Source organism: Nibrella saemangeumensis, assembly GCF_039541915.1.
In the GTDB taxonomy this organism is placed as follows: Bacteria; Bacteroidota; Bacteroidia; order Cytophagales; family Spirosomataceae; genus Nibrella; species Nibrella saemangeumensis.
Genome location: NZ_BAABHD010000029.1, coordinates 265,626 through 286,224, shown reverse-complemented (window position 1 = coordinate 286,224; position 20,599 = coordinate 265,626). Strand labels below are relative to the sequence as shown.

Below are 20,599 nucleotides of genomic sequence, written 5' to 3'. Positions count from 1 at the left end.
AATCGATCAAGATTGACCGTATGAAGACATATCTGAATCATATAGGAACCTTTGCCACAACCGGTATTCTGACAACGGCGTTGTTTATCGGGTGCCAGTCTACGGAATATCCCGATCCGCAGCCGGCTACCGGTGCATCGACCAACCAGGCCCGTTTTCTGTTCGTAAATGCCGCTCCGGGGGCTCCGGCCCTCAACTTTCTGGTTGAAAACAATCAGGCTGGTCAGTCGGTCGCGTATGGCCAAAACTCAACCGGCTACACGGCCGCCCAGGCAGGAACCATTCAACTGCGGGCGCGGGCAGCCTCGGGCAACATTGGTGGCGTATTGGGGAGCAATGACATCCTGTTCCGGGCGGGAGCTACCAACCAAAACAATTTTGCGGCTGCGGCCAACACCAATTATACGGTGTTTGTGACGGATACACTGAATCGTCCCCGGCCTGCCACTTCCGGTGGTACCAATCTGGGCGGGCCTCAGTTTCTGGTGGTGACCGACAACCTGACGGCCCCGTCGGCCGGAAATGTCGGGGTACGATTCTTCCACCTGGCACCCGATGCACCGGCCGTTTCGGTCCGGCTGCAACCGCAGGCAACCGGCCAAACCACTCCGACGTTTCTGAACCGGGCATACCGGGCCATATCAACGGGTAGCGGAACGACGGCCGTTAACTTTGCCAGCTTTACCCAGGTACCGGCCGGTACTTATACGGTGCAGGTTTTTACCGGTGCGACCATCCCGGCAACGGCCAATCCGGCCCTGAGCCAGTCTGTGACCCTGGAAGCCGGCAAATTGTATACACTCTACGCTCGTGGTCTGGTGCGGGGTACTGGAGGTAATACATTAGGCCTGGGCCAAATTATTCATAACTGAAACGTACAGACATTCATTTGATTGTCAGGCTATAGCGTCGCTCCTAGGGGTGACGCTTTCCTGTTTTATCTCTGTTTGTTATATAGATTATATGCAATTGAGCTAATTTTCAGATATGTCCCGGAGTCTTAATAATTTCTTAATACATAAAAATAGGCTTAATATCATAAAGAAATGAATTTTTCCCAAAAAGGTATTCATTTATAGAACTTTCCTAAGAATACGCTGCTTGCATACCGTCCGAAATTGTCTTTCCTTTGCAGCGAAATCCGTACTTGAGTCCTGAACATGGACCACTGCTTAAAAAACACAAACAAACCAATCACTTTTATGTCTAAAAAACTACTGCGTTTCAGGGCAGCTTTTATGCTGCTTGGCAGTATGCTATTGGCTGTACTCGGCGGGAGCACAGCCTTAGCCCAGGTGACTTCATCAGCAATTTCCGGTCAGGTCCGGGATCAGAAAGGGGAGGCCCTCCCCGGCGCTACGGTGGTTGCCGTACACGTACCTTCTGGTACACGCTACGGTACGGTTACGAACACAGAAGGTCGTTTTAACCTGCCGAACGTTCGGGTGGGTGGTCCTTACCGGATTACTACCACGTTTGTCGGGTATAAGGAGCAGGTAAAGGAAGGGTTTACCGCCAACCTCGGTACGGCGGTGAACGTAGACTTCTCGCTGGCCGATGAAAGCACACAACTGGCTGAAGTTGTGGTTTCCGGCAGCCGGAGCGACATCTTCAGTTCGGATCGTACCGGTGCCGCTACTACCTTCGGCCGGGATGCCATTAACAGTATTCCCACCATTGGTCGTACGGTAAACGATATTACCAAGTACAACGCCTACGGCAATGGCCGCTCGTTTGCCGGTCAGGACAGCCGTTTTAACAACTTTACCATCGACGGTTCGGTGTTCAACAACGGTTTCGGTCTGGGTTCATCAGCACAGGCTGGTGGTCGTACGGGTACCACGGCCGTTTCCATCGATGCATTGGATGAAGTTCAGCTGAACGTGGCACCTTTTGATGTTCGTCAGTCGGGCTTTGCCGGTGCCGGTATCAACGCCGTAACGCGCTCAGGTACAAACGATTTCTCGGGTTCGGCTTATCACCTGTTCCGCAGTAGCAAAGATCCCCTGCGACTGGTCGGCAGAAAGGCAGACGGCCGGGAAATTGCCCCGGTCAACATCAATGAAAAAACGTATGGCTTCCGCGTGGGTGGTCCCATTATCCGGAACAAACTGTTCTTCTTTGCCAACGTAGAGCAATTTACCAGTAGCACCCCGGCGCTGGACTGGAACGTGAACCGTGGACAGACTTCGGGTAACATTTCCCGCGTGTCGCAGGCCGACGTTGACGATATCACCAGCTTTATGCAGACCAACTTTGGTCGCACGCTTGGGCCGTTCGACAACTTCAATAATGAAGTAAAAAGTATCAAGGGCTTGCTGCGTCTGGATTACAACATCAACGACAGTCACAAGCTGACGCTGCGTTACTCGCACCACAATTCGGAGTCGGGCGTACCCATCAGCAACAGTAACAGTAGTAACACGGCCGGTAACGGTAACCGGACCAACTCGGCTCTGGCGCTGTCGCCCGAAAGCTCTGGCTATCTGATTGCCGACAATACGCGCTCCATTGCGGCCGAGTTGAACTCGAACTTCCAGGGCCGGTTTGCCAACCAGCTGGTGGCTACCTACAACAAGCAGATTGAGGACCGGACGTATAAGTCAGATCTGTTCCCCTCTATCGATATTCTGAAAGACGGGACGACCTATATGTCTATTGGCTTCGATCCGTTCACCCCGAACAACAAGCTGAACTATTCGACGCTGAATATTACCAATAACCTGAGCTACTTTGCCGGTAAGCACACGTTGACGCTGGGTCTGGCCTACGAGCACTTTACCTCGAATAACCTGTTCTTCCCGGCTTCCAATGGGGTGTACGTCTACAACTCATTGGCTGATTTCAAAACGGCCGCTCTGGCATCTATCAGCAATCCAACGTCAACCACCTCACCGGTGTCTGTAAACCGGTACAACCTGCGTTATTCGCTGTTACCGGGTGGTGCTGAACCCTGGCAGCAATTGCAGTCGCGGACCTACAGTGCCTATCTGCAGGACGAATACCAGGCAACGCCTAACCTGAAGGTTACACTGGGTTTGCGCGGGGATATCTTTGCCTACGACCAATCACTGGCCGAAGACTTTAACAACCCGGTGGTAGCAGGTCTGACATTCCGGGATGAAAACAACGCCAACTACAAGGTAAACACCGGTGCATTCCCGAAAAACCGGCTGTTGCTGTCACCACGTCTGGGTTTCAACTGGGATGTAACCGGCGATAAGTCGACACAGGTACGCGGTGGTACGGGTATTTTCGTGTCCCGGGTTCCGCAGGTACTGGTATCGAATCAGTTAGGTAATAATGGGGTAAATACGGCGGTTATCAACCTCCAGAATGTCACAACAGTACCGTTTGTAACGAATCCAAGCCAGTTGCCGGCGGCCCTTCGGCCCAATCCGGACCAGGTTGATATTACCAGACTGTCTCCGTATGTGGTGAACGCTACCGATCCGAACCTGAAATATCCGTCGGTTTGGAAAACGAACATTGCCGTTGACCAGCGACTGCCTTACGGCCTGATCGGTACGGTAGAATTTATCTACAACAAGGTGATTAACGGAGTACGCTACATCGACGCCAACCTAAAGGCTCCGGATCGTACGCTGAGCGGTGCCGATACCCGCGACCGGTTTCCGGCATCCGGCGTTTCTGGTTCGGGTGTAAATGCTGCACGCTTCTACAACACGGCCGTTACCAACGTGTTTGTGCTGAAGAATACGAACGTGGGTTATGCCTATACCGCGACGGCCAAGCTGGAAAAACCGGCTGTGCGCGGTCTCGGTGGTATGCTGGCCTACACGTACGGGTATGCGAGAGATCTGCAGTCGGTGGGTAGTACGGTACAGGCTAACATCCCGACTGTGGGTGGTCAGAACTACATGGTTGAAGCGTACGGCGACAACGACCTGCGTCACCGGATTATCGGTTACGGAAACTACCGTCTGAATTACGGCGGCAAGTTTGGTGGTTCAACTATGTTTACGCTGGGTCTGGTATCCAACAGCGGTGGTAAGCTTTCATACACGTACGGAAACGACCTGAACGGCGATGGTCAGATTAACGACCTGATCTTTGTGCCAAGAAATGCGTCTGAGACTGCATTTACTTCCCTAACGGTAGGTTCAGGTACTTCGGCCCAGGTGTTTACGCCGGAGGCTCAGCAGGCTGCTTTCAATGACTATATTGAGAACAACCCGTATCTGAAAACCCGCCGGGGTATGTACGCGGAGCGGAACGGTGGTTACTTCCCGTGGCTGACCCGCGTTGACCTGACCGTTACGCAGGAATTTTTTGTGAAAGTTGGCCCGAAAGGTGTTCGTAACACCATTCAGTTACGCGCCGACATCCTGAACTTCGGCAACATGCTGAACAACGCCTGGGGTGTAGGTAACGTATCCACAACGGTTAACCCGCTCACAGTAGCGAGTGTCAACGCGGCCGGTGTACCAACCTACCGCCTGGCTACGCAGGTAATTCGCGAAAACAATGCGAACCGAACCATTCTGCTGCGTGACTCTTTCGTAAAAAGCGTCACTATCGACAACGTCTGGCAGGCGCAGCTTGGTATACGCTATATTTTCAACTAATCGGTTGATTTAACAGCAAAAGCCCCCGCCGGAGCAATCCGGCGGGGGCTTTCTGTTTGTCATCCCGACAAAGGAGGGATCAGGCCCGCATTTTCAGCTCCTCGGCCCGCAGCACGTCTGTGGCGGCCTGGTACCCTTTTACAATCAGGTCGCCGATGTCCTGGGAGGTAAAGCGCAGCAGGTTCAGCGAAAGCGGTTCGGTAGGTCGGACCACCGTCAGGCGCATGTCGCGGCCGTGCATCCGTTCCCGCTCCGCAAAACGCTCGGCCCAGGAGATGTCGTTGTTGACGATCTGGTTAACGGTGATATCTTTTACCCGGTCCATCAGGTTCAGCAGATTCCTGCAGTTAAACTTTTCGTTATAGATCCGGCGCGACTGACAGGTCACGCAAACGATCTCACTGGCACTGTCTTCAATTGCCACGCGCAGTGGGGCTACCTCCCGAAGGCCCCCGTCCATAAACAGTTTTTTGGTATCACCGCCAATGTGTACGCCCGGCATCAGAAACGGCAGCGAGCTGCTGGCGTATACGAACTCCATAAAGTTCGGGTCGTTTGCATCGGCGTAGATAATATCGCCACCAACCACGTCAACGGCACCAACTTTTATCTTAACCGGGCCATTCCGAAGCACCTCCATATCAACATGGTTGGTGATCAGGTTCCGAATAGGCGCGTTATCCAGAAAGCCGTCGAACCGGCTCATGAGCGTATTGAACCCCGTGCGGAACCGCGACCGGATGGTAGCGATGTCCTGCGGACGGGTGATGTTGCGAATCCAGAATTCGAGAAGATGCCGACCTGCCTTAGGCCAGTTAACATAGCGGGTTTCTTTGTATTGCTTGGCTGCTTCGTACGCTAAAAACGTAGCATTGAGGCTGCCGACGGAAATTCCGTACACCGCATCGGGTTCGTACCCTGCTTCGAGTACCGCCATGACAGCACCTGCCTGAAACGCACCTTTCAACGAACCTCCACCGAGTACCAGGGCTTTCATATCTTTACTATTTTCAGGTTGGTATTTTTACTTAGAAATACTTCTATGTCAGGAATATTGTTCAAATAATCCTATTTAACAAATTAGGCTGCAGGAGATTTAACGAACGGTACCGCTTTGGCCCTCCCACATTTCCTTACTATACTTGCCGTAGTTTTGCAATAACCCCCGTTGAATGGCTCTGACCGTCGCTGCTATACAAGCTCCCATTGCCACCGAAATGACGCTTTTTGAGCAGAAATTTCGGGATTTGATGAAAAGTGAGGTGATGCTGCTGGATCAGATCATGAACTACATCGTGAAACGGAAAGGCAAACAGCTCCGACCGATGTTTGTCTTTCTGACGGCGGGTGTCTGCGGTCCCATTACCGAGTCAACCTACCGCGGGGCCGCCCTCATAGAGTTGTTACATACAGCTACGCTCGTCCACGACGATGTGGTGGATGACTCCAATTACCGCCGGGGATTTTTCTCTATAAACGCCCTCTGGAAGAACAAAATTGCGGTGCTGGTGGGTGACTACCTCCTGTCGCGGGGTTTGTTGCTATCGGTCGATAACGGCGACTATGAATTGTTGCAGATCGTATCGCGGGCGGTGCGGGAAATTAGCGAGGGGGAGTTGCTCCAGATTGAAAAAGCGCGCCGGCTGGATATCACCGAAGATGTTTATTACGAGATTATCCGCCAGAAAACGGCCTCGCTCATCTCCGCCTGCTGCGCGGCAGGAGCCCGCTCCGCCGATGCAACGCCGGACGTTGTTGAAAAAGCCCGGTTGTTTGGCGAGAAAGTAGGTATTGCCTTTCAGATCAAAGACGATTTGTTTGATTATGGAACGGCCGAAGTGGGCAAGCCGCTGGGTATTGATATAAAAGAGAAAAAGATGACACTGCCGCTCATCTATGCCCTCCGGCAGGCCGGCTATTGGGAAAAACGCCGGATGATTAATATAGTCAAAAACGAGAGCGAGAACCCAAAGAAAGTAAACGAGGTGATTGCTTTTGTGAAGCAGTCGGGCGGTATTGAATACGCTACCACAGCCATGGAGCAGTACGTCACCGAAGCCCAGACTATTCTCTACAGCTTTCCCGAATCCCCTTACCGCACCTCGCTGGAACAACTGGTGCAGTACACCATTGAACGCAGCAAATAGCAACCGATAAAAAAAGCCGTTGCACGCTAAAAGGTGCAACGGCTTTTTTAGCTATTCCGCTGTTGCGGATTGTAAATCCGCGATACACACGTTACGCTTCTACCAGCTCGGCTTTGGTCGATTTCTCCTTCCGGCTGAACTTTGCCTTAATGGTATCGACAACCAGGTACATCGACGGGACAATCAGCAGGGTCAGCAGCAGGGAACTGGTCAGCCCACCGATGATTACCCACGCCATACCGTTCTTGGTTTCGGCACCGGCACCACTCGCCAGGGCAATCGGCAGCATACCGAACACCATCGCCAGGGTCGTCATCAGGATTGGGCGGAGACGCTCGCGACCGGCTTCGATCAATGCTTCGACTACCTCCTTGCCTTCGGCTTTCAGGTGGTTGGTGAAGTCAACAATCAGGATGGCGTTCTTGGCCACCAGACCCAGCAGCATAATCATACCGACAATGGCAAATACGGTAAGGCTTTCCATCGACAGCGCCAGCGCCAGCAAAGCACCAATCAGCGCGACCGGAATAGAGAACAAGACCACAAACGGATACACTACACTCTCGTACAGGGCCACCATGATGAAGTATACCAGCAGGATAGCGGTAATCAACGCCAGGCCAAGGCTGCCAAAGGCATCGGACTGCTGCTGCAACTGACCCAGGTACTGAATGGTCACGCCTTCCGGCAGTTGCACGTTGGCCATCTTGGCCTGAATATCGGCACCAACCGTACCCACTGGCCGACCAACTACCTGCGAGTTAATCGTGATGGACGACAACCGGTCAATCCGCTCCAGTACACTCTCGCCAACTTTTTGCTCGACGGTAGCAAACTGCGATAGTTCGAACGCGCGGCCCTGGTTGTTGACAAACGTCAGGCGGCTAATGTCAGCAGGGTTGGTCCGGTCAAAGCGGTCAAGGCTGATCAGAATGTCGTACTCATTGCCGTTCTGCTTGAACTTGGACCGATCATCACCCCGGAAAGCATTCTGCAACGCCATCCCGACTTCCGAGGCATTGATACCGAGTTGGGCCATACGCTCGCGGTTGAGGTTGACGGTCACTTCTGGCTTCGGATCTTTAACCGAATACTTCACGTCCTGCGTACCTGGTGTTGCCTTGGTAACCTCCATCACCTGCGCGGCTGCCTTGCGAATGCTCGCCAGATCGGTTCCTTTTACGGCAATCATGATGGGAGCCTGCTGAGCGCCCACAATACCCACCGGAGCAACGCTTACCTTCACCCCCGGAATCTGCGCCACTTCTTTCTTAAGCAGCTGGCCAAACTCTTCGGTCGAGATTTTCCGCTGCTTTTTGTCGACCAGCTTTACGTTCAGGTCGGCAATGTTGCTGTTGGACGAGGTAGCGATACCGCTGCTGGTATAGCCAACGTTGGTAAAGACATTGGTTACCTCCGGGTGCTTCATAATGAGCTGCTCGGCCCGTTGCGCTACTGAGTTCGTCTGGTTGATCGATGCCGTTGGGGCTAGTTCCAACTGCACGTTCATTTCTCCCTGATCACTCTGCGGCATAAAGGCTGCGCCGATGAAACCCGCCGGTACCAGGGCAATGGAGCCAACCAGCAAGGCTAATATACCCAGGAATACCCACCGCTTACGTCGTAAGATGACACTCAGGCTACGTCCGTAGGCTTCACTCAACCGGGTCAGCATATTTTCAAAGCCAATGTTCAGCTTACCCCACAGCGAGTTCGAATTCAGCACTTCCAGCTTACCGAAACGCGATACCAGCAGGGGCGTCAGGGTAAACGATACCAGCAAGCTCATCAGCGTCGAGAATACCACCACTAGGGAGAACTCCCGCAGGATATTGCCAATCAGACCGCCGGTCAAGGCCAGCGGTACGAATACCACTACGTCCACCAGCGTGATCGCGAGGGCGGTAAAGCCAATCTCGTTCCGGCCTTCCAGCGCGGCTGTTCGCTTGTCTTTGCCCATCTCCAGGTGCCGGTTGATGTTTTCCAGCACCACAATGGAGTCGTCGACCAGGATACCCACCACCAGCGACAAAGCCATCAGCGTCATCAGGTTGAGCGAGAAGCCGGCCAGGTTCATCAGCACGAATGTCGGCAGCATCGAAGACGGTAGCGCCACCAGGACAAACAGCGAAGACCGGAAGCTATGCAGGAACAGCAGCATGACCACGGATACAATCAAAACAGCCAGGAACAGGTCATCAACTACCGCATTGGCGGACGCCAGGGTATAAGTTGACTGGTCGGCGGCAATGTTGAAATTCAGGCCGGTTGACGCATACTGCTTCTCCAGCGCAGCAATCCGCTCCCGCACCAGTTTACTGACTTCCACGGCATTGGCGTCCGACTGCTTCTGGATCTGCACACCCACCGACGGCTTACCGTTGATGTGGTTAATGGCCGTCGGCTTAGCCGTGGCATCCACTACTTCGGCTACATCGCTTAGCAGAATCTGAGCCCCACTGGTCCGCCGGGCTACAATCAGCTGCCGCATCCGGTTCAGCGTCTCCACCGACGCATCAAAACGAATCGAGTACTGAGACTCCCGCGTTTCAAGCTGGCCGGCCGGGTAGCTGGTATTAGCGCTGTTAATCGCCTGTGATACCTGGCCGATCGACAAGCCGTAGGCCCGGAGTTTTTCCTGATCAACGTTTACCTGAATTTGCCGCACGGTACCACCAATAACGTTAACCTGACCGACACCGGCCACGTTTGCCAGTTGAGGCTTCAACTTATCGTCAAGCAGATCATACAGTTGAGTAGGTGACAGATTTGCCGTTACGCCCATCCGTAAAACCGGCAGTTCATCGGTCGAGAACTTGTTCAGAATCGGTCGGTCGGCCTCATCGGGTAGCAGGTTGGCAATCTGGTCGATTTTACGCTGGGCATCCTGCTGCGCCTTGGTCACATCTATCCCGTTTTTCAATTGAATGATAATGATCGATGCGCTTTCCTGCGAGGTAGACTGGATACGATCCAGCCCCTCCAGCGCCGACACGGCATCTTCAATCCGCTTGGTGACGTTGGTTTCAACCTCATCCGCCGACGCCCCCCGGTATACGGTAGCGATGCTGATCACGTTAGCTTCGAACTTGGGGAGTAGGTTATAAGACAACTGCTTATAGCTGACCACCCCAAACAGGACCAGCACGGTGAAGATCGTCGTCACCAGCAGCGGTCGTTTTATGGATAGTTCGGTAATTGACATTTCTTTATTAGTGAAAGAGCGAATGAGGGAAAGAGTGAGCGGGTGAAATCGTGAACAATTCACTCATTCGCTCTTTCAGACTTTCGCTATTTATTTTGTGATTTGTACTTGGGCACCGTCGGTCAGGTTGATCTGGCCGGTGGTAATTACCTGCTCACCGGCGGTAAGGCCGCTTAGAACTTCAATGGAGTCGCCGAACTCGCGACCGATTTTGATCGGACGCTGCTTTGCTACATTACCGTCAACTACGTACACGTAGGGGTTCTTCACGCTCTCGACCAGCGCCGAACGCGGAATCTGCAGGGCTTTCTCGTTGGATGTCTTTGAAAAGTCAACATTCACGTAGGTACCGGCTTTCAGCAGGTTACCATTATTCAGCGTAATCTCAACCGGGTAATTGTGTTCGGCATTACCCTGCGGAGAAATAAACGTGATCTGTCCATTGAAGGTCTTGCCCGGAAATACATCGGCCGCAACCTTTACCGACTGTCCTTTGCGCAGTTCATATACGTCTTTTTCGTTGACGAGCACTTCTACTTTCAGGCGGGAAATATCAACAATGGAGCCGATCACGGTACCCGTGTTGACAAACTCACCGACTTCAACGGTACGCTTCACAACCTGTCCATTGATGGGGGCTTTCACCGTTGCATCCTGAATCTGCTTCTTGATCTGCTCGGCCTGGTTCTGCGCATTCTCGTAGTTATACTTAATATCGTTCACCTGCACTTCCGTAGCGGCATTGCCAGCCAGCAGGTTGTTGTAGCGGTCGACGTCTTTCTTCAGTTTATCAATGCTCAGGTTGGTGGCCTCCAGCGACAACTCTTTGAGCCGGTTATCTACCTGCACCAGGGTCATGCCCTGACGCACCGTAGAGCCGAGATCAAAATTGACGCGGGTCACTTTACCCGGAGCCGTAGCCATAATATCAGCTTCTCTGAACGGAATCAGGTTACCGGTCTTTACCAACTGCTGCGTAACGGTACCGGTCTCAACCTGAGCCACCGTTACGGGAATGGTTACATTCGTGCTGGTTGGTAGCTGGTTCTTCTCATCAATCTTCTTCTTGTTGGAAGCCAGTCGAAAACCGATTAACGAGACGATGGCCAGTACAGACACGATCACGATAAGGGCTGTCTTTTTCATAATCTTTGGGTGTATGCTTATAGTTGGTTAAAGAAATTTGTTAAGGTGCCCTGCGACTGTTCGAGGTCTAACCGGGCCTGGTAAAAGTTGATCAGCGAATTGACGTAATTCGTCTGTGCCTCGCGGTATGAGTTTTCGGCATTGATCAGGTCGGTCAGCGGCTTGGTGCCCTGCCGGTACTGGAGCGTTGTTATGTCGTATACCTTACGCGCCAATTGCACGGTACGCTCGTCGTTCTGCACGCTTAACTGAGACCGCTGTATCTGCGACTGGGCGTTGTTGAACTGAAGCTGGTACGATGACACATTTAGTTTCTGCTGTTCTTCCAGCGTTTGCACGTTCAGCTGCGTGCGCCGGATCTGCGCATCGCGCCGGAAGCCGTCGAAGATGGGCACCGATAAGCGCAGACCCACCGAACCGAAACCGGTAAACTTGCTCAGTGAAGGAATAAATTCGTTGCCTAGGGTCAGTGTACCGTAGCGGGCATATGCACTCAGTCGCGGCAGGTAGCCGGCTTTGATGCTCTCCAGGTTCAGCCGCTGCAGGGCAATGTCGGTATCCGATAGCCGGACTGCCGTCAGATTTTTTGGGTCAAACTGGGTCGGACCTACATTCGGTAATCTGGTCAGCACCGTAGAGTCTGTTAGCGTAACGGCTTGCTCCAGTGGCATACCCATCTGGAATTTCAGTCGGTTCAGCGCCAGGTTCAGATTGTTCTCAGCCAGCGTCAACTGCGAGCGGGTATTGTTAATGTTTACCTCCGTGCGGTCGTAATCGACCTGCTGAATAACGCCATTGTCGCGCTGCAGCTTCAGGATGTTGAGAACCTGCTGTGTCCGGTCCAGGTTATCGCGCAACAGCCCGATCTGCTGCTGGACCACAAATACCTGGTAGTAGTTGCTGGCGATGTTGTAAATGACCTCTTCTTTGGTTTGAAGTTCGTTCAGCTCTGCCCGCTGCTGGTTCGGCTTATTCGCCTTAATGCCAATCAGCAGCGATTTGTCATAAATCACCTGGTCGGCCTGGGCCGATGCGGTGGTCTGATATTTTGAGCCAAAAGCAACGCGCCGTGGTTCAGGACCAAATACACCGGCGGGCAGCAGGGTCGATTGAAGTTTAATGTTGTCGTCAACTGTTCCGGAACCCGTTACCTGCGGCAGATAACCGGCTACGGCTTCGCGTCCCTGCTGGCGGGCAATTTCGGTCTGGTTCTGCGCAATGCGTACGGTGCCAAAATGCTGAAGCCCATAGTCAATGGCCTGCTTCAGACTCAGCGGCTGCTGCGCTGAACTCTGAAAGGGCAGGATCCCGGCTAACAGAATACTCAGTGTGATTAGCTTTTTCATTATTGTGCTTACTCAAGTTAAAAGTGGACATATCAACGGTTGATATATCAACCCATAGTCCAAAAAAATAGGTGTTAGTTCGTAATAGCGATATTAATCTTGTTCAGGATACGCAGGAGCGACGTTGTTTCTTCCGGGGTGAGGTGATCAGTTATCTCTTTATCCAGCGATTGCGCCGTTTCAATGGCTATATCGCAAACGGCCTTACCGGCATCAGTCAGGCAAACCGAATTTTTCCGGCGGTCACCGGCATCCTGGACCACCCGCACGTAATTGTTCTTTTCCAGCGTCCGGATCGACCGCAGGATACCTGATTTATCCTTTTGCAGGGCATTGGCTATTTCCTGCTGCGATTTGCATTCGTCACTGTACAGGTACAGCATAAATAAAATAGGCAACTGCTCCATCAGTACCGGCATTGGCAACTTGGCTAACTCCCGGTTGGTATGCCGGAACAGTTTATGGTTAACCTGAGCCAAATTAAAGCTGACAAGTTGCTGTACCCGTTGTTGTGCTTCGTTTACGCTCATGGTGCAAAGTAAAGGTCTGTTGATATGTCAACCAAATATTTTACAAAAAAGTTTTTTGGGTTTTAGTAAAGTTTAATGTGGAAAAAGGCCCCTCAGGCTCCACAGAGACTTGTTAGACGAGATTCTTGTTAAAGCCCAAAAAAATATTTAAATAAGAAAAGTGAAATTAAAATTCGGCCCACACCCTAACTCTATATAGAATGTATTTGCTGATGTGCAAATGATTAGCCATATTTGCACGCACTCCATCAATAAGCGGCACTATGAGGTGCCGTTTTTCATAAAAAGATAAGTCTACAAAGTATATATACTTTATTCACTAATGACGCCATCATCGGATATTGGCCTCGACGAAGAGCCTACGCCGGTTGAACCAACGGCTTCTGATCTCAAGTTAAAAGGCTTGACAATCAGAATAGAAGGAGAGGCAACGCCCGCACAGGTAAAGCTGATCCAGGAAGCGTTGCCGTATGTGGAGGTGCAGATTGCCGAAGCCGAAACGCCATCCCGATTTGCTGCGCTCTTACGTCGCCGGACCCGGACAGAGGTAGCCGTTTATGCATTTGCCGCGCTGTCGCTGATGATCGTCGGTCACCTGATTTTCAGCTACCTGACTTGGGATCAGATGACGCTTCTGGTCACATCCGTTGAAGTAAATCCCGATATTTTTTACTTCCTGATGGCCGGTTTTATCGCCCAGATGATTGATGGAGCACTGGGCATGGCCTACGGAGTTACCGCTACAACATTTCTCATCAACGTAGGAATCAGTCCGGTTTTTGCTACTGCCAGCGTACATAGTTCCGAGATTTTTACCAGTGGTGTTTCGGGCTATATGCACCTGAAGTTCGGGAACATCAACAGCAAGCTTTTCAAAGCGGTGCTGATTCCCGGCGTCATCGGGGCTGCACTGGGAGCCTTCCTTATTTCCAGTCTGGCTGAAGTGGAGGTGGTAGCCAAGTATTTACAGCCTGTCATATCAGTTTATACCGCAATTCTGGGTATTCTGATTCTGAAGAAGGCACTAACCAAACGGACAAAGAAAAAGCCTATTCGCCGGATCGCCCCTCTGGCCTGGTTTGGCGGCTTTGTCGATGCCATCGGTGGTGGAGGTTGGGGGCCCATTGTTAATTCAACCCTGATTGCGGCAGGCCGGCACCCTCGTTACACCATCGGTTCGGTCAACCTGGCTGAGTTTTTTGTTTCGTTTGCTAGCTCGGTGGTTTTTGCTTTTTACGTGGGTCTGGGTAATTACGGGCTGGTTATTCTGGGCCTGATTCTGGGTGGAATGATAGCTGCTCCGATAGCCGCCCATTTATCGCGCCGGTTGCCGGTAAAAACGATGATGGTGCTGGTCGGCATTGTCGTAATCATTGTAAGTTTGCGGAAGATATTGATGTTTATTCTTTAATTGTTTCGCCAGCAGGTATGCTGGCCTAGAGTATTCAGCGCCGGCCGGTATGCTGGCCGGGACAGTAGCATGAAAAAACAAACCAAAGCGATACGCACCCAGACGAAAAAATCGCAATACCGGGAACACTCGACGCCATTGTACCTGACATCGAGTTTTACGTTTGACAGCGCCGAACAGGGCCGTGCCTTGTTTGCCGAAGAAGAAGAGGGTAATATCTACTCCCGCTTCTCGAACCCCAACGTTTCGGAGTTCGTTGAGAAGGTGTGTATGCTCGAAAATGCCGAGGAAGGTATTGCCACGGCAACCGGTATGGCGGCCGTATTTGCTAGCATGGGGGCGTTGCTGAAGTCGGGCGATCATATCGTGGCCTGCCGTGCCTTGTTTGGCTCGGCCCACCAGATTATCTCGCAAATCCTGCCCAAATGGGGCATTACCTACACCTACTTGGATGCTAACGCGTCGGAAGCTGAGTGGGAAGCGGCCATTCAGCCCAATACCGGCGCTCCGGCCGCAAGGATGGTGTACCTGGAAACCCCGTCAAACCCCGGTCTGGAACTAGTCGATCTGGAGATGCTGGGCCGGTTGAAGCAGAAGTACGGCTTTATCCTTTCGGTCGACAATTGCTTTGCTACCCCTATCCTGCAAACGCCCATCGACTTCGGTGCCGACCTATCGATTCACTCGGCAACCAAATACATGGATGGCCAGGGTCGTGTATTGGGTGGTATCATTGTTGGTCGCGCCGATCTGATGGCTCCAATTCGCTTCTTCGCCCGGCATACCGGACCGTCGCTATCGCCGTTCAACGCCTGGGTTCTTTCCAAAAGTCTGGAGACGCTGGACCTGCGGATGGAGCGTCACTGCCGCAATGCCCTGCAACTGGCCGAAGCGCTGGAGCAGCACCCGGACGTAAAAGCGGTGCATTATCCGTTCCTGCCGTCGCATCCGCAGTTTGAACTGGCCAAACGCCAGATGTCGGCGGGTGGTGCTATCGTCACCTTTGAGGTTGACGGTGGTTTTGAGCGGGTGAAAGAGCTGTATAACAACCTTACGATCGTATCGTTGTCGTCGAACCTGGGCGATACCCGGACCATCGTGACCAACCCCTTCACGACAACCCATTCCAAGTTGAAGCCGCAGGAAAAAGAATCACTGGGCATCACGGAAGGATTGATTCGGGTATCGGTGGGTCTGGAGGACATCGACGATCTGATTAAAGACTTCACGCAGGCCATTGCCAAATCGGCGGAGGTGCTGCAAACAACTGAACGTTAGTACGTGCTGTTCGTGTTTAGCAGGTAAACGGTAATACCATGAAAACGCTGACGATTAACATACCGGATTCTGTTAATGAGAAAGACTTGCTGTTTCAACTAGCGGGTATGCTGTTTGAAAAAGGAATTCTTTCATCAGGTCAGGCAGCAGAAATGGTTGGTGTCAGTAAAGTCGAGTTCCTGGAGACAGTGGGTAAGTATGGAGTTAGCATTTTTGGTGAGTCAGAAGAGGATATTAGTAATTTGTAATGCAGAAGGTAGTCATAGCTGATACAAGTTGCTTAATTGTTTTGCGAAAGATTAACCGTTTAGACTTATTACAAAATTTATTCGGTAGCATAACCATCACCCGCACCATTGCAGCCGAATATAAATTGCCATTGCCAAACTGGATAGTGGTTGCCCAGCCGGTTGAAACAGAAACTTTCCTGTATTTAACGGGCCGATTAGACGCTGGAGAATCAGAAGCGATTGCACTAGCAGCCGAAACCCAGGACAGTTTACTGGTTATCGATGAGCATAAGGGTAAAGCTGTTGCGAAGCAGTTAAAGTTAGATATAATCGGTACGTTAGGCGTCATTCTGAAGGCCAAAGAGGCTGGTGTAATTGAATCGGTCAAAGATGTACTAACTGAACTACGAACGCAAACAGATTTTAGGTTTTCAGCAGCTATAGAAGCAGTCGTATTAAAGAAAGCAGGTGAATGATATGAATAGTATCTTCTCTTATGTCGGTGTATTGACTCTCTTCCTTTCTTTGGCTAAAGGACAATTCGCTATTGCCCAACCAGTAAAGAAGCCGGTTCGCGTCGGGGTAGTCGGACTGGTCCACTCGCATGTACATTGGATTCTGGGTCGGGCGAAGCAGGGTGATATTGAAATTGTTGGCATTGCCGAGCCGAACCGGGATTTGGCCGAGCGTTTTCTGAAGCGGCACAATCTGCCGATGAGTCTGGTGTATCCGACCATCGAAGAGATGCTGGATAAGACCAAACCGGAAGCGGTCACCGACTTTGGTAAAATTGTTGACCACCTGAAAACGGTGCAGGTCTGCGCTCCCCGGGGCATCCACGTCATGGTCGAAAAGCCGCTGGCCGTCAGCCTGAATCATGCCCGGCAGATGGAAGCTCTGGCGAAGAAGCACAACATCCACCTGCTGACCAACTACGAGACTACCTGGTACGGCAGCAACCACAAGGCCTACGCCATGATTCACGGCGACAAAGCCATTGGTGATATTCGCAAAATGGTAGTGCATGATGGTCACCAGGGACCTAAAGAAATTAACGTAAACCCCGAGTTTCTGGAGTGGCTGACCGACCCAGTCGAGAACGGGGCCGGTGCCCTGTTCGACTTCGGCTGCTACGGTGCCAACCTGGCCACCTGGCTGATGAAGGGCGAGCGTCCGCTGACGGTCACCGCTATCACGCAGCAAATCAAGCCGGACATTTACCCGAAGGTCGACGATGAGTCGGTTATCATTCTGACCTATCCGAAAGCACAGGCAATTATCCAGGGTTCCTGGAACTGGCCGTTCAGTCGGAAGGACATGGAGGTTTACGGCCAGACCGGCTACGTCTTTACCGTCGATGGTACACGCATGCGGGTGCGGTTGAAGGATGACAAGGCCGAACAGCCGCTGGAAGCCGCCAAGACGGATGCACCGGCCGCTGATCCGTTTGCGTATCTGGCGAGTGTAGTGCGTAACGAAACTAAAAAAGAAGACGAGTTGTCTTCCCTGAAAGTGAACATGATTGTGATGGAGATTCTTGACGCAGCCCGGCAGTCGGCTAAAGAAAAGAAGCCCATTGCGCTCAAGTAAAAAAGTACAACGGTCCGGGTCGCCGGTGCGATTGTAAACCGTTCCAGACATAGCATACAACCGTACACAGTAATCTAAAAACGGATTGCAATCGCACCGGCGACCAGGTCCGTTGTAAAAAACGGTTTACAAAACCGTTGTACAAAGATGATAGCAGAACCCGCATACACGCTCGAATCCTTATCGGAGTTGCTGGCCGGCAAAAATGAAGTAGAGAGCCTTCGTACACTGGCTGAGTTATTTCCGGGTCAGGTAGTTTTCTCGACCAGCCTGGGTTATGAAGACCAGGTCCTTACCGACCTGATTGCGAAAAACAACATACCCATCCGCATCTTTACGTTGGATACCGGCCGACTGTTTGGTGAGACCTACTCCGTTTGGCAGAAAACAAATAACCACTACGGCATCAGGATTGAGACCTACTTTCCGAAGCAGGAAGCGGTGGAGAGCATGGTCACTGAAAAGGGACCGTTCAGTTTTTATGAGTCTGTCGAAAACCGGAAAGAGTGCTGCGGCATCCGCAAGGTGGAGCCGCTGAACCGGGCACTGGCCGGCAACAAAATCTGGATTACGGGCATCCGGGCTGAGCAGTCCAACAACCGTCAGGGTATGACTCAACTGGAATGGGATGGTAGCCATAATCTGTTCAAATTCCATCCCCTGATGGACTGGTCCTTTGAGCAGGTAAAAGAATACGTGAACGTAAATCACGTACCGTACAACCCGTTGCACGATCGCGGCTTTGTCAGCATCGGCTGTGCCTCCTGCACGCGGGCTATTCGCGAAGGCGAAGACTTCCGTGCCGGCCGCTGGTGGTGGGAAGACAACTCGAAGAAAGAATGTGGATTACATGTAAAATAATTGAGTGATTGAATGATTGAGTGATTGAGCGATAGAGGCCCATTCACTCAATCACTCAATTGCTCATTCACTCAATCACCATGAAACTAGATTACCTCGACCAGCTTGAATCAGAAGCCATCCACATTATGCGGGAGGTAGCTGGTCAGTTTGAGCGCCCAGCCTTGTTGTTCTCGGGCGGAAAAGATTCCATTACCCTGGTTCACCTGGCCCTGAAAGCTTTCCGGCCGGGTAAATTTCCGTTCCCGCTGGTGCATATTGATACCGGCCATAATTTCCAGGAAGCCCTTGACTTCCGGGATTGGCTGGCCGAGAGTATTGGTGAAAAGCTGATTGTGCGCTACGTTGCCGATACCATTCGCGAGAAAAAGCTGAAGGAACCGACTGGCCGCAATGCCAGCCGCAACGCCCTGCAAACCTTTACGCTGCTCGATACCATCGAAGAGTTTGAGTTCGATGCCTGTATCGGCGGTGCTCGCCGGGATGAGGAGAAAGCCCGCGCCAAAGAGCGGGTGTTCTCGGTTCGCGATGAGTTTGGCTCCTGGGACCCCAAGCGCCAGCGGCCGGAACTCTGGAACATCTATAACGGCAAGATTCATAAAGGCGAGAACGTACGGGTATTCCCCATCTCGAACTGGACCGAGCTCGACGTCTGGAACTATATCCGCCGGGAGAACATTGCCCTGCCCGGCATCTACTTTGCTCACGAACGCGAATTGATCCTGCGCGACGGCCGCTTCCTGGCAACGGCTGGTAACGTAATCCAGCGCGAAGAAGGCGACCAGATTGTCACCCGCAAGGTTCGCTTCCGGACCGTCGGCGATATTTCCTGCACCGCTGCGGTTGAATCAGAAGCCGACACGCTGGAATCCGTTATTACCGAAATTCAGGCAACCCGCATCAGCGAACGCGGAGAAACCCGCATTGACGACCAGATGTCGGAAGCCGCTATGGAAGATCGGAAAAAGGGCGGGTATTTTTAAGTTATAATGAAAATGGACCTACTCAGATTTATAACCTGCGGCTCGGTGGACGACGGCAAAAGCACGTTGATCGGCCGCCTTTTGTACGATTCCAAATCTATTCTGGCCGACCAGCTGGAAGCTATCGAGCGGGCTAGCAAAAGCCGCAACGATGGTGAAGTCGACCTGGCGCTGCTGACCGACGGTTTACGCTCCGAGCGAGAGCAGGGCATTACCATCGACGTTGCCTACCGGTATTTCCAGACGCCGAAGCGTAAGTTTATCATCGTTGATGCACCAGGCCATATTCAGTACACCCGCAACATGGTGACCGGAGCCTCCAATTGCCAACTGGCGATTGTGCTGGTCGATGCTCGTAATGGCGTGGTGGAACAAACCCGCCGGCACTCGCTGATTGCCTCCATGCTGGGCATCCCGCACCTGGTGGTGGCTATCAACAAAATGGACCTGGTCGATTACTCGCAGGACGTTTTCTCCAACATCTGCATCCAATACAGCGAGTTGGCTCGTAACCTGAACGTTCAGCAGGTAACGTTTATTCCAATGAGTGCGCTGAATGGTGATAATGTGGTTGACAAGTCAGCCAGGATGCCGTGGTACGAAGGACCGGCCCTGCTGGATTACCTGGAAACGGTGGAGCTGGACCATGACATAAACCTGACCGACGCTCGTTTCCCGGTTCAGTACGTGATTCGTCCGCAGACAACGGAACTACACGACTACCGGGGGTATGCCGGTAAAATTACCAGTGGCATCTTCCGCAAAGGCGATGCCGTAACGGTGCTGCCGTCTGGTGAAACCTCTACGGTGCAGGCCATTGAGGTATACGAGAATGAGCTGGAAGAAGCCTTTGCGCCGATGTCCGTCGTGTTACACTTGGCCGATGATGTCGATATCAGCCGGGGTAACCTGATTGTCCGCTCCGACAGCCAGCCGGTAGTGTCGCAGAACGTTGACGCCCTGCTATGCTGGATGGACACTAAAGAACTGAAAATTGGCAGCAAGTACACGCTGCAGCACGGCACGTTCCGTACCCGCTGCGTGGTTCGGGATATTGTCTACCAGCTCAACGTCAACACCTACGAAGAAACGCAGGGTGTTGAAAGCCTGAAGCTGAACGATATTGCCCGCGTGGTCCTTAAGACGGCTCAGCCGGTTAGTTTCGACCCGTATCACTACAACCGCGTCAACGGTGGGGCCATTCTGATCGACGAAACCTCCAACGTAACGGTTGGGGCGTTAATGCTCCAGGGCGAAGCCTGATTTTAACGATTATTCCGGCA

At 52.2% G+C, this 20,599-nt stretch carries 16 protein-coding genes; 11 read left to right on the top strand and 5 right to left on the bottom strand.

The features are described from left to right. Window positions 1–20 precede the first annotated feature (20 nt). Both ABD949_RS14275 and ABD949_RS14270 read left to right on the top strand, forming a co-directional pair. Window positions 21–872 carry a DUF4397 domain-containing protein gene (locus tag ABD949_RS14275; RefSeq protein WP_345244518.1) on the top strand — a complete coding sequence of 284 codons (852 nt, stop codon included), beginning with the start codon at window positions 21–23 and terminating at the stop codon, window positions 870–872. A 330-nt stretch (window positions 873–1,202) separates the two neighbouring features. After that, the gene (locus ABD949_RS14270; protein ID WP_345244517.1) at window positions 1,203–4,589 is read left to right on the top strand and encodes a TonB-dependent receptor; all 3,387 of its coding nucleotides are present in this window, start codon (window positions 1,203–1,205) and stop codon (window positions 4,587–4,589) included. 79 nt (window positions 4,590–4,668) lie between these two features. Here ABD949_RS14270 and ABD949_RS14265 read toward each other — a convergent pair whose 3' ends face one another. Further along, window positions 4,669–5,586, bottom strand: coding sequence for a patatin-like phospholipase family protein (locus ABD949_RS14265; RefSeq protein ID WP_345244516.1), 918 nt, complete (start codon window positions 5,584–5,586; stop codon window positions 4,669–4,671). A gap of 175 nt (window positions 5,587–5,761) precedes the next feature. On the opposite strand from ABD949_RS14265, the gene ABD949_RS14260 reads away from it, so the two are divergent. After that, entirely contained in the window at window positions 5,762–6,736 is a 975-nt protein-coding gene (locus ABD949_RS14260; RefSeq protein ID WP_345244515.1) for a polyprenyl synthetase family protein, read from the top strand. A gap of 91 nt (window positions 6,737–6,827) precedes the next feature. Here the strand turns inward: ABD949_RS14260 and ABD949_RS14255 are convergent, their stop codons facing one another. From ABD949_RS14255 to ABD949_RS14240, 4 genes are all read right to left on the bottom strand, one after another. Beyond that, a complete protein-coding gene (locus tag ABD949_RS14255; RefSeq protein WP_345244514.1) occupies window positions 6,828–9,941 on the bottom strand; it encodes an efflux RND transporter permease subunit in 3,114 nt (1,037 codons plus the stop codon). 90 nt (window positions 9,942–10,031) lie between these two features. Further along, a complete protein-coding gene (locus tag ABD949_RS14250; RefSeq protein WP_345244513.1) occupies window positions 10,032–11,087 on the bottom strand; it encodes an efflux RND transporter periplasmic adaptor subunit in 1,056 nt (351 codons plus the stop codon). 17 nt (window positions 11,088–11,104) lie between these two features. Next, entirely contained in the window at window positions 11,105–12,433 is a 1,329-nt protein-coding gene (locus tag ABD949_RS14245) for a TolC family protein (protein WP_345244512.1), read from the bottom strand. Window positions 12,434–12,507: 74 nt separating this feature from the next. Beyond that, window positions 12,508–12,963 carry a MarR family winged helix-turn-helix transcriptional regulator gene (locus ABD949_RS14240; RefSeq protein ID WP_345244511.1) on the bottom strand — a complete coding sequence of 152 codons (456 nt, stop codon included), beginning with the start codon at window positions 12,961–12,963 and terminating at the stop codon, window positions 12,508–12,510. A 322-nt stretch (window positions 12,964–13,285) separates the two neighbouring features. Between ABD949_RS14240 and ABD949_RS14235 the strand changes: the two genes are divergently transcribed. From ABD949_RS14235 to cysN, 8 genes are all read left to right on the top strand, one after another. After that, window positions 13,286–14,374: a sulfite exporter TauE/SafE family protein gene (locus tag ABD949_RS14235; RefSeq protein WP_345244510.1), complete on the top strand. Its 1,089-nt coding sequence runs from the start codon at window positions 13,286–13,288 to the stop codon at window positions 14,372–14,374. Between the two features lie 69 nt (window positions 14,375–14,443). Further along, on the top strand, window positions 14,444–15,652 hold the full coding sequence (locus ABD949_RS14230; protein ID WP_345244509.1) for a trans-sulfuration enzyme family protein: 1,209 nt from the start codon (window positions 14,444–14,446) through the stop codon (window positions 15,650–15,652). Window positions 15,653–15,690: 38 nt separating this feature from the next. Continuing rightward, the gene (locus ABD949_RS14225; RefSeq protein ID WP_345244508.1) at window positions 15,691–15,900 is read left to right on the top strand and encodes a UPF0175 family protein; all 210 of its coding nucleotides are present in this window, start codon (window positions 15,691–15,693) and stop codon (window positions 15,898–15,900) included. Further along, a complete protein-coding gene (locus tag ABD949_RS14220) occupies window positions 15,900–16,358 on the top strand; it encodes a PIN domain-containing protein (protein WP_345244507.1) in 459 nt (152 codons plus the stop codon). Before ABD949_RS14225 ends, ABD949_RS14220 begins: the two co-directional genes overlap by 1 nt. A gap of 1 nt (window position 16,359) precedes the next feature. Then, window positions 16,360–17,472 carry a Gfo/Idh/MocA family protein gene (locus ABD949_RS14215; RefSeq protein WP_345244506.1) on the top strand — a complete coding sequence of 371 codons (1,113 nt, stop codon included), beginning with the start codon at window positions 16,360–16,362 and terminating at the stop codon, window positions 17,470–17,472. Window positions 17,473–17,619: 147 nt separating this feature from the next. After that, entirely contained in the window at window positions 17,620–18,333 is a 714-nt protein-coding gene (locus ABD949_RS14210) for a phosphoadenylyl-sulfate reductase (protein WP_345244505.1), read from the top strand. A gap of 80 nt (window positions 18,334–18,413) precedes the next feature. Beyond that, on the top strand, window positions 18,414–19,316 hold the full coding sequence (cysD, locus tag ABD949_RS14205; RefSeq protein WP_345244504.1) for a sulfate adenylyltransferase subunit CysD: 903 nt from the start codon (window positions 18,414–18,416) through the stop codon (window positions 19,314–19,316). Window positions 19,317–19,328: 12 nt separating this feature from the next. Further along, window positions 19,329–20,579, top strand: a complete 1,251-nt coding sequence (cysN, locus tag ABD949_RS14200) for a sulfate adenylyltransferase subunit CysN (protein ID WP_345244503.1) — start codon at window positions 19,329–19,331, stop codon at window positions 20,577–20,579. Window positions 20,580–20,599 lie beyond the last annotated feature (20 nt).

Coding starts and splice junctions, on each gene's coding strand:
- ABD949_RS14275 (WP_345244518.1), top strand. CDS start 21: ATGAAGACATATCTGAATCATATAGGAACCTTTGCCACAACCGGTATT.
- ABD949_RS14255 (WP_345244514.1), bottom strand. CDS start 9,941: ATGTCAATTACCGAACTATCCATAAAACGACCGCTGCTGGTGACGACG.
- ABD949_RS14260 (WP_345244515.1), top strand. CDS start 5,762: ATGGCTCTGACCGTCGCTGCTATACAAGCTCCCATTGCCACCGAAATG.
- ABD949_RS14250 (WP_345244513.1), bottom strand. CDS start 11,087: ATGAAAAAGACAGCCCTTATCGTGATCGTGTCTGTACTGGCCATCGTC.
- ABD949_RS14210 (WP_345244505.1), top strand. CDS start 17,620: ATGATAGCAGAACCCGCATACACGCTCGAATCCTTATCGGAGTTGCTG.
- ABD949_RS14235 (WP_345244510.1), top strand. CDS start 13,286: ATGACGCCATCATCGGATATTGGCCTCGACGAAGAGCCTACGCCGGTT.
- ABD949_RS14265 (WP_345244516.1), bottom strand. CDS start 5,586: ATGAAAGCCCTGGTACTCGGTGGAGGTTCGTTGAAAGGTGCGTTTCAG.
- ABD949_RS14215 (WP_345244506.1), top strand. CDS start 16,360: ATGAATAGTATCTTCTCTTATGTCGGTGTATTGACTCTCTTCCTTTCT.
- ABD949_RS14230 (WP_345244509.1), top strand. CDS start 14,444: ATGAAAAAACAAACCAAAGCGATACGCACCCAGACGAAAAAATCGCAA.
- ABD949_RS14270 (WP_345244517.1), top strand. CDS start 1,203: ATGTCTAAAAAACTACTGCGTTTCAGGGCAGCTTTTATGCTGCTTGGC.
- ABD949_RS14220 (WP_345244507.1), top strand. CDS start 15,900: ATGCAGAAGGTAGTCATAGCTGATACAAGTTGCTTAATTGTTTTGCGA.
- cysN (WP_345244503.1), top strand. CDS start 19,329: ATGGACCTACTCAGATTTATAACCTGCGGCTCGGTGGACGACGGCAAA.
- ABD949_RS14240 (WP_345244511.1), bottom strand. CDS start 12,963: ATGAGCGTAAACGAAGCACAACAACGGGTACAGCAACTTGTCAGCTTT.
- ABD949_RS14245 (WP_345244512.1), bottom strand. CDS start 12,433: ATGAAAAAGCTAATCACACTGAGTATTCTGTTAGCCGGGATCCTGCCC.
- ABD949_RS14225 (WP_345244508.1), top strand. CDS start 15,691: ATGAAAACGCTGACGATTAACATACCGGATTCTGTTAATGAGAAAGAC.
- cysD (WP_345244504.1), top strand. CDS start 18,414: ATGAAACTAGATTACCTCGACCAGCTTGAATCAGAAGCCATCCACATT.